The organism is Kitasatospora sp. MBT63, assembly GCF_000710465.2.
GTDB lineage: Bacteria > Actinomycetota > Actinomycetes > Streptomycetales > Streptomycetaceae > Kitasatospora.
Genome location: NZ_JAIZ01000297.1, coordinates 1 through 7,559, shown reverse-complemented (window position 1 = coordinate 7,559; position 7,559 = coordinate 1). Strand labels below are relative to the sequence as shown.

10 protein-coding genes and 1 pseudogene are annotated in these 7,559 nt (G+C 75.4%); 3 read left to right on the top strand and 8 right to left on the bottom strand.

Annotation, left to right across the window (positions count from 1 at the left end; all coding sequences use genetic code 11):
- Positions 1-196 (top strand): DUF6126 family protein (locus AA75_RS49450; RefSeq protein WP_033821195.1); only part of this gene is annotated, 196 nt, incomplete at its 5' end.
- Positions 197-219: 23 nt separating this feature from the next.
- Here AA75_RS49450 and AA75_RS18485 read toward each other — a convergent pair.
- Positions 220-1,641, bottom strand: a complete 1,422-nt coding sequence (locus AA75_RS18485; protein ID WP_033821194.1) for a PLP-dependent aminotransferase family protein — start codon at positions 1,639-1,641, stop codon at positions 220-222.
- 49 nt (positions 1,642-1,690) lie between these two features.
- Between AA75_RS18485 and AA75_RS18480 the strand changes: the two genes are divergently transcribed.
- Positions 1,691-2,182, top strand: coding sequence for a carboxymuconolactone decarboxylase family protein (locus AA75_RS18480; protein ID WP_033821193.1), 492 nt, complete (start codon positions 1,691-1,693; stop codon positions 2,180-2,182).
- 106 nt (positions 2,183-2,288) lie between these two features.
- Positions 2,289-3,116, top strand: a complete 828-nt coding sequence (locus AA75_RS18475) for an isocitrate lyase/phosphoenolpyruvate mutase family protein (RefSeq protein ID WP_033821192.1) — start codon at positions 2,289-2,291, stop codon at positions 3,114-3,116.
- A 7-nt stretch (positions 3,117-3,123) separates the two neighbouring features.
- Here the strand turns inward: AA75_RS18475 and AA75_RS18470 are convergent, their stop codons facing one another.
- From AA75_RS18470 to AA75_RS51435, 7 genes and pseudogenes are all read right to left on the bottom strand, one after another.
- A complete protein-coding gene (locus AA75_RS18470) occupies positions 3,124-3,354 on the bottom strand; it encodes a hypothetical protein (RefSeq protein ID WP_033821191.1) in 231 nt (76 codons plus the stop codon).
- A gap of 77 nt (positions 3,355-3,431) precedes the next feature.
- The gene (locus tag AA75_RS18465; RefSeq protein WP_233289077.1) at positions 3,432-4,544 is read right to left on the bottom strand and encodes a cytochrome P450; all 1,113 of its coding nucleotides are present in this window, start codon (positions 4,542-4,544) and stop codon (positions 3,432-3,434) included.
- On the bottom strand, positions 4,508-5,938 hold the full coding sequence (locus tag AA75_RS52055; RefSeq protein WP_233289076.1) for a cytochrome P450: 1,431 nt from the start codon (positions 5,936-5,938) through the stop codon (positions 4,508-4,510). The genes AA75_RS18465 and AA75_RS52055 overlap by 37 nt, the downstream gene beginning before the upstream one ends.
- Positions 5,935-6,504, bottom strand: coding sequence for an ATP/GTP-binding protein (locus AA75_RS18455; protein ID WP_033821202.1), 570 nt, complete (start codon positions 6,502-6,504; stop codon positions 5,935-5,937). Before AA75_RS18455 ends, AA75_RS52055 begins: the two co-directional genes overlap by 4 nt.
- Positions 6,505-6,547: 43 nt before the next feature.
- Positions 6,548-6,904, bottom strand: coding sequence for a DUF742 domain-containing protein (locus tag AA75_RS18450; protein ID WP_033821189.1), 357 nt, complete (start codon positions 6,902-6,904; stop codon positions 6,548-6,550).
- Positions 6,901-7,314, bottom strand: a complete 414-nt coding sequence (locus AA75_RS18445; RefSeq protein WP_033821188.1) for a roadblock/LC7 domain-containing protein — start codon at positions 7,312-7,314, stop codon at positions 6,901-6,903. Before AA75_RS18445 ends, AA75_RS18450 begins: the two co-directional genes overlap by 4 nt.
- Positions 7,298-7,559 (bottom strand): annotated as a pseudogene (locus AA75_RS51435) (hypothetical protein); the annotation flags it as partial. The gene AA75_RS18445 and the pseudogene AA75_RS51435, both read right to left, overlap by 17 nt.

Genomic DNA, 7,559 nt, shown 5'->3' with positions numbered 1-7,559 from the left:
CGCCCCCGCCAGTGACCTCGCCACCCACCCCGCGACCGGCCCCGCCGCCCATCCCGCCGCCGACCTCACCAAGGACGCCGGACGCCGCACCGACCGCCGGGTCTGGATCCGCGCCGCCATCTACATGGTGGCCACCCATGCCTTCGCCGGGTTCGTCATCCTGCTCTTCGAGATCGGCCACCGCGGCGGCCGCTGAGCCGCGCCGCGCCGCCGGGGCGGTCACAGCCGCAGCAGCGTGCACAGTGCGTCCAGCGCCGCCGGGAACGCGTGGTCGGCCGGCGTCCCGTACCCGACCACCAGCGCCGCGGGCGCGTCCGCGGCCGGCGGCGCCTCGGACGCCCGGCACCAGGACAGCACGCTCAGCGAGATCCCCAGCCAGCGCGCCTGCCGCAGCAGCTCCTCCTCGCCGAGCGAGCCCGGCGGCAGCTCCAGGACGGCGCTCAGCCCCGCCGACAGGCCGGTCACCCGGACCTCGGGCACCCGCTCGGCCAGCACCTCGATCAGCCGGTCGCGGCGCCGCCGGTACTGCAGCCGGCTGCGCCGGATGTGCCGGTCCAGGTCGCCGGAGGTGATCAGCTCGGCCAGCGCCAGCTGCTCCACCGCGCCGCTCTGCCCGTCCGCCAGCCGCTTCTGCCGCATCACCGGCTCGACCAGCCGGCCGGGCAGGGCCAGCCAGGCCATCCGGATCCCCGGCGCCAGGCTCTTGGACGCCGTCCCCGCGTACACCACCCGCTCCGGGTCCAGTGCCTGCATCGCGCCCAGCGGCTGCCGGTCGTAGCGGAACTCGCCGTCGTAGTCGTCCTCGATCACCACCCCGCCGGTGGCCCGGGCCCAGGCCACCGCGGTCGCCCGGCGCGCGGCGCGCAGCGCCACCCCGGTCGGGAACTGGTGCGCCGGGGTCAGCACCGCCGCCCCGGCCGGCGAGCCGAGCAGCTCCCCGGTGCGGGCACCCCCCTCGTCCAGCGACAGCGGCACCGTGCCGAGACCCGCCTCCGCGATCACCGCCCGCTGCGGCGGCAGGCCGTACTCCTCCACCGCCACCGTCCGCACCCCCTGCTCGTGCAGCGCCCGGCAGAGCAGCCCGAGCCCCTGGGTGTAGCCGGAGCACACCACCAGCCGCTCCGGGTCGGTACGCACGCCGCGGACCCGGGCCAGGTAGGCCGCCAGCGCCCGGCGCAGCTCGATCCGGCCGCGCGGGTCGCCGAGCCCGAAGGCCTCGTGCGGGGCGGTCGCCAGCGCCCGCCGGGTGGCCGCCAGCCACGCGTTCCGCGGGAAGCGGGAGAGGTCCGGGCTGCCCGGCATCAGGTTGTGCCGGACGGCCGGTTCGGGCCGCACCCCGGGCGGCGGCGGGGCCGGCTGCGGCTCGCCGCGCTCGGCCACCACCGTGCCCGAGCCCTGCCGGGACGTCAGCCAGCCCTCCGCGCCGAGCTGGGTGTACGCCTCGGCGACGGTGTTGCGGGCGATGCCGAGGTCCGCCGCCAGCGCCCGGGAGGACGGCAGCCGGGTGCCGGGACCGAGCCGGCCCTCCCGGACGGCGGTGCGCAGCGCGTCCTCCAGCGCGGCCCGCAGGCCCAGGCCGCGGGCCCGGCCCGCGGACAGGTCGAGGTGCAGGTCGCCGCCGAAAGTGGCCCAGGATCCCATGACCCAAATGAACCACACTGACGGGCCATCAGGCACCTACGGTGGAGACATGACGACGCACGAGAACACCACCCCTGACGCCCTCGTCCCCGCCCCCGTCCAGCGGATCTCGCTCCCCGAGCAGGCCGCCGAGTTCTACGCCGCGATGATCAAGCTGGACCGGGCCGCCCGCACCGACGTCGACCCGACCCTCGCCGAACTGGTCAAGATCCGTGCCTCGCAGATCAACGGCTGCGCCTTCTGCCTGGACATGCACACCACCGACGCCCGGGCGCAGGGCGAGCAGGAGCACCGGATCCACACCCTGCCGGCCTGGCGCGAGACCCCGTACTTCACCGCGAAGGAGCGGGCCGCGCTCGCCCTCACCGAGGCCGTCACCCTGGTCACCGACGGCCATGTCCCGGACGCGGTCTACGACGAGGCGGCCAAGCTGTTCGACCAGCGGGAACTGGGCCAGCTGATCGCGCTGATCATCGCCATCAACTCCTGGAACCGGATCGCCATCGCCACCCGGCTCAGCCCCGCCCCCAAGCAGGCCTGACCACCCGGCAGGCCTGACCACCAGCCCCGGCCCACCACCCGTCCGGCCCGCCGTCCAGGTCCGATTCCCGCCGGACCCGGCACCCCCAGACCGACAGGCTGTCACCATGACCACACCGCACGACAAGGCGAAGCTCCTCCACGCCCTCCACCGCCCCGGCACCCCCCTGGTCCTGGCCAACGTCTGGGACGCCGCGAGCGCCCGCCTGGTCGCCGGGGCCGGCGCCCCGGCCATCGCCACCGCCAGCGCCTCCGTCTCCTGGACCCTCGGTGTCCCCGACGGGCAGGTGCTGGGCCTGCCGCGCGCCCTGGCCCAGACCGCCCTGATCGCCGCCGCCGTCGACCTGCCGGTCACCGCCGACCTCGAACACGGCTTCGCCGACACCCCCGAAGGCGTCGGCGCGAGCATCACCGAGCTGATCGCCACCGGCGCCGTCGGCGTCAACCTGGAGGACGGCTGGTCCGGTCCCGGTCCGCTGCGCCCGGCCGCCGACGCCGCAGAGCGGATCGTCGCCGCCCGCCGGGCCGCCGACGCGACCGGCGTCCCGCTGTTCCTCAACGCCCGCACCGACGTCTTCCTGCTCGGCGCGGGCGAGCCGGCCGGCCGCCTGGACGAGGCCGTCGCCCGGGCCCGCGCGTTCGCCGAGGCCGGCGCCGACGGCGTCTTCGTCCCCGGGGTGGCCGACCCCGCCACCATCGCCGCCTTGGTCGCGGCCGTGCCCGTGCCGCTCAACGTGATGGCCGGCCCCGGCGCCCCCACCGTCGCCGAACTCGCCGCCCTCGGCGTCGCCCGGATCAGCCTCGGCCCCGGCCTCGCCAAGGCCGCCTACGCGGCCGTGCAGCGCGCCGCCCGCGAGGTGTACACCCACGGGAGCTACGACGCGCTGGCCGACGGCCTCGGCTACGACGAGCTGAACGCCCTGTTCACCGGCTGAACCGGGCTCAGCTCACCGACACCGGCGGCCGGTCCAGCACCCGGCCGACCGTCCCGCACACCCCCGTGGTGCGCTCCGCCGCCGGCCCGACCACCGGGTACTGGGCCAGCTCCTGGTGGCACACCTCGTCCGCCGACGCCCCCTGGGAGTAGTCGCGGGCCTGCTCCGCGTGCGCGGGGGCGGCGGCCACCGCGACGGCGGCCAGGGACAGGGCGGCCAGCGCCGGGATCTTCGTCATGACCTGCCCAACGAGCCCCCGGCCGCCGGGTACCGGCCGCCCCCGCGGATACGCCCGTCCGCCGGGGCGGCCGCCCGCTACGCGGTGCGCACGTACAGGGTCCGCACGCTGTTGCTGACGAACGAGGCGATCGGCTCCGGCGCCGGGGCGTCCTTCGCCGCCGTCAGCCCCGGGAAGCGGCCGAACAGGCCGCGCAGCGCCGTCTCCGCCTCCAGCCGGGCCAGCCCCGCCCCGAGGCAGAAGTGCGGCCCGTGCCCCAGCGACAGGTGCCGGGCCGGCTGCCGGGTCAGGTCGAACCGGTCCGCGTCCGGGTAGTGCCCCTCGTCGCGGCCCGCCGAGGCGTACGAGGCCAGCAGCGCCTCACCCCGGCGGATCAGCACCCCGCCGACCTCGATGTCCTCCACCGCGTACCGCAGCGGGAACTGCCCCACCGGGGAGTCGTACCGCAGCGTCTCCTCCACCACCGCCGACCACGGCTGCTGCCCGGACAGCACCAGCTCCAGCTGCGACCGGTCGGCCAGCAGCGCCCGCACCGCGTTGGTGATCAGGTTGAGCGTGGTCTCGTGCCCCGCCACCAGCATCAGCAGCAGCGTGCCGACCAACTCCTGCTCGGTCAGCCGGTCGTCCGCCTCCCGGGCCGCGATCAGATCGGTGGTCAGGTCGTCCCCGGGCTCGGCCCGCTTGGCCGCCACCACCGACCCCAGCAGCGCGAACAGGCCCCGCTGCGCCGCCACCGCCGCCTCCGGCGTCGCGGAACTGCTCACCAGGGTGTCGGACAGCTCGTGCAGCTGGTGCTGCTGCTCGACCGCCAGCCCCAGCAGCTCGCCGATCACCTGCATCGGCAGCGGGTACGCGAAGTGCTCGCGCAGGTCGAACTCGCCCTCCAGCGTGGCCATCGCGTCCAGCAGCCGCTCGCAGCGCGCCTCGACGGCGGGCGCCAGCTCGGCGATCCGGCGGGGTGTGAACGCCTGGGTGACCAGACCGCGCAGCCGCCGGTGGTCCGCGCCGTCCACGGTGATCATGCCGGGCACGGTGACGAAGTTCAGCAGCGGCCAGCCCTCCGGCAGCCGACCCTCCCGGAAGGTGGTCCACAGCTGCGGGTTCTTGCCGACCCGGGGATCGGCGAGCAGCTCCTGGAGGGTGTCGTGGTGGGTTATCGCCCAGACCACCACCCCGCCAGGGAGTTCCACCAGGACCGCAGGGCCAGCCGCCCGGAGCCGGCTGTTCTCTCCGTGCTGGTCCCGTCCGAAGGCGTCGAGTCGGACGGGGGTGAGAGTGTCGGCGGTGTCCATGGCGGCCTTTCGGGTGCGGGGGCTCGGGGCGGGGTGAAAGCGCTGTACAGCACCGGCAGCGACACCAGCGCGCGCGACCACGGCGACTGCCGCCAGGCCAGCTCGTTGGCGGGAACCGCCAGTTGGAGGTCGGGCAGCCGGTGCAGCAGGGTCTCCAGCGCCGTCTCGACGATCAGCCGGGCCGGGTGCTGGGCCGGACAGACGTGCCGGCCGGCCCCCCAGGCGAGGTGCGCCCGGTTCCCGGCGATGCCGTCCGAGGCGGCGTGCACCGCCGGGTCGGCGTTGGCCCCGGCCAGTCCCAGCACCAGCATGTCGCCCGCGCTGATGTACTGGCCGCCGAGCACGGTGTCACCGGTGGCCCACCGGCCCGGGAAGTTCTGCGTCGGGGGATCCCGCCACAGCACCTCCTCCAGCGCGTCCGCGACGGTCAGCCGGCCACCCGCCAGGGTGGACCGGAAACGGCGGTCGGTCAGCAGCAGCCGCAGCGTGTTGCCGGTCCAGTTGATGGTGGTCTCGTTGCCCGCGACCAGGATCACCACCAGGTGGTGCAGCGCCTCCTCGTCGCTCAGCCCAGCCTGGTGGGCCAGCAGCCACGAGGTCAGGTCCGCGCCCGGCTCGGCCCGGCTGCGGCGCACCAGATCGGTCAGGATCGCCTGGAACTCGGCGTTGGCCCGCACCGACTTCTCGCTGCTGTCCACGAAGTGGCTGATCAGCTCGATCAGGTGCGGGCCCATCTCGGCCGGCAGCCCCAGCAGCTGGGTGAAGACCAGCAGCGGCAGCCGGCGCGCGTACTGCGCGATCAGGTCGGCCGTACCGTCCGGACCCCAGCTGTCGATCAGCGAGTTGGCGGCGGTCTCGGTGGTCTCCCGCAGCTGCCGGTGGTCGATCCGGCCGAGCGTCTGCGCCACCGCGCCGCGCAGCCGCTGGTGCTCGCCGCCGTCCAGGTTGAGCAGCGTCGGCCGCCACGCCGTCATCGGCAGCAGCCGCGAGTCCGGCTTCAGCCGGCCCTCGGCCGGCACCCGCCAGCGCCGCGAGTCCTTGGAGAACAGCTTCTCGTTGCGGGTCAGTTCGAGCAGTTCGGCGTAGCCGAGCACCAGCCAGGCCTCGACCCCCGGCTCCAGCTCGATCGGCGCGACCGGCCCGTGCTGCTCGCGCAGCCGGGCGTACAGCCCGTGCGGGTCGTCCGCGACGGCCGCGCCGTACAGCTGCGCGGCGGGCGCCGGCGGGCCGCCGGCCCGGTGCGCGGGACAGCCGGGCGGCGGGGTGGCCGCCTGGGGCTCGGGAGTCGTCATCGCTGGAGCTCCAGTACGGCGGTGGAGAGCAGATGGTCCACGAAGTCGATCAGCACGTCGTAGGCGGCCTGCCGGTCGCGCGCGTCGCAGCGCAGGATCGGCACCTCGGGCAGCAGGTCCAGGGCGGAGCGCAGGTCGTCCTCGGGGTGTTCCGGGGTGTCGGGGAAGACGTTCACGGCGACCGCGAACGGGATCCGCTGCTCCTCCAGCTGCCCCAGCACGTCGAAGCTCTCGTCCAGCCGGCGGGTGTCCACCAGCGCGATCGCGCCGAGCGCCCCGCGCGACAGGTCCTCCCACAGCGGCCAGAACCGCTGCTGGCCCGGTGTGCCGAACAGGTACAGGGCGAGCTGCGGGTTGAGCGTGATCCGGCCGAAGTCCAGCGCGACCGTGGTGGTGGTCTTGTCGGGCCGCCCGGTCAGGTCGTCCACCCCGACCCCGGCCGAGGTCATCACCTCCTCGGTCCGCAGCGGCGCGATCTCGCTCAACGCCCCGACCAGCGTGGTCTTGCCGACCCCGAACGGGCCGGTGACCAGGATCTTCACCGCCCCCTGCACGGTGGCCGGCAGGTACGACGGCGCGTCGCCTTCGGTGCCGGCAGTGCCGGTGGTGTCAGCGGAGCTGGCGGAGGCCAACGAGTACCTCCTCGAGGAGATGCGTCGGCAGGCGGTCGGCCTGCGGCGCGGGCGGGCGGACCTGGACGGCGCCCAGGTCCCAGAGGTCGTCGACCAGCACTCGGACCACGCTGACCGGCAGCCGCAGGTGGGCCGCGACCTCGGCGACCGACAGCAGGTCGTGGCAGAGCGCCAGGATCCGCTGGTGCTCCCGGTTCAGCGTGTCCCCGGACCGCAGATCGGGGTCGAGGTCGGCCGCGGGGACCGCGCTGACCAGGCTCTCGATGGCGAGCGCCGGCCGGTTGGTACCGCTGCGCCCGCCGGTGATCACGTACGGCCGGACCGGGCCGCTCACCGGGCGTCCCCGGCCGCCTGACCGACCCGCGGCGGACTGGTCAGGTGGGTGCCGATCCGCTCGACCAGCACCTGCATCTGGTACGCCACCAGCCCGGCGTCCACCGATTCGCCGGTCACCACCGCGAGGTGCGCACCCGCGCCGGCCGCCACCACGAACAGGTAGCCGCCGCCGTACTCGACCACGATCTGCCGGGTGCTGGACCCCCGGCCGCCGAAGCCCTGGGCCACCCCCCGGGCCAGCGACTGCAGCCCGGAACAGGCCGCGGCCAGCCGCTCGGCGTCGTCCCGGCCGATCTGCTCGCTGCGGCCGATCTCCAGGCCGTCGTTGGACACCACGACGGCGTGCCGGACGTCGGGGACCGCGACGATGTCCGAGAGCAGCCAGCCGAGGTCAGGATTGGTGGTCATGGAAATCTCCGGAGCGCTGGGGAGGTCGGGGGGATTCGGGGGCCGACCCCGCCGGCCCGGCGGGCGGGCGGGGGTCGTCGTCGGACTGCCGGGCCTGCCGGGCGGCCGACCGGCCACTCGCGGTACCGGCCTGGAACAGGGCCATGAAGGTCTTGGCGCCGTCGGCGGAGCGCGCCGGCGGCGCGGCGGCCTCGGGCTGCGCGGGCGGCCGCGGCGGACCGTCGGTGCCCCGGCGGTTGGCCCGC

Bases quoted from the DNA above. Each gene is read 5' to 3' on its own strand.
- AA75_RS52055 (WP_233289076.1), bottom strand. From the start codon at position 5,938: ATGACGACTCCCGAGCCCCAGGCGGCCACCCCGCCGCCCGGCTGTCCC.
- AA75_RS18475 (WP_033821192.1), top strand. From the start codon at position 2,289: ATGACCACACCGCACGACAAGGCGAAGCTCCTCCACGCCCTCCACCGC.
- AA75_RS18485 (WP_033821194.1), bottom strand. From the start codon at position 1,641: ATGGGATCCTGGGCCACTTTCGGCGGCGACCTGCACCTCGACCTGTCC.
- AA75_RS18470 (WP_033821191.1), bottom strand. From the start codon at position 3,354: ATGACGAAGATCCCGGCGCTGGCCGCCCTGTCCCTGGCCGCCGTCGCG.
- AA75_RS18480 (WP_033821193.1), top strand. From the start codon at position 1,691: ATGACGACGCACGAGAACACCACCCCTGACGCCCTCGTCCCCGCCCCC.
- AA75_RS18445 (WP_033821188.1), bottom strand. From the start codon at position 7,314: ATGACCACCAATCCTGACCTCGGCTGGCTGCTCTCGGACATCGTCGCG.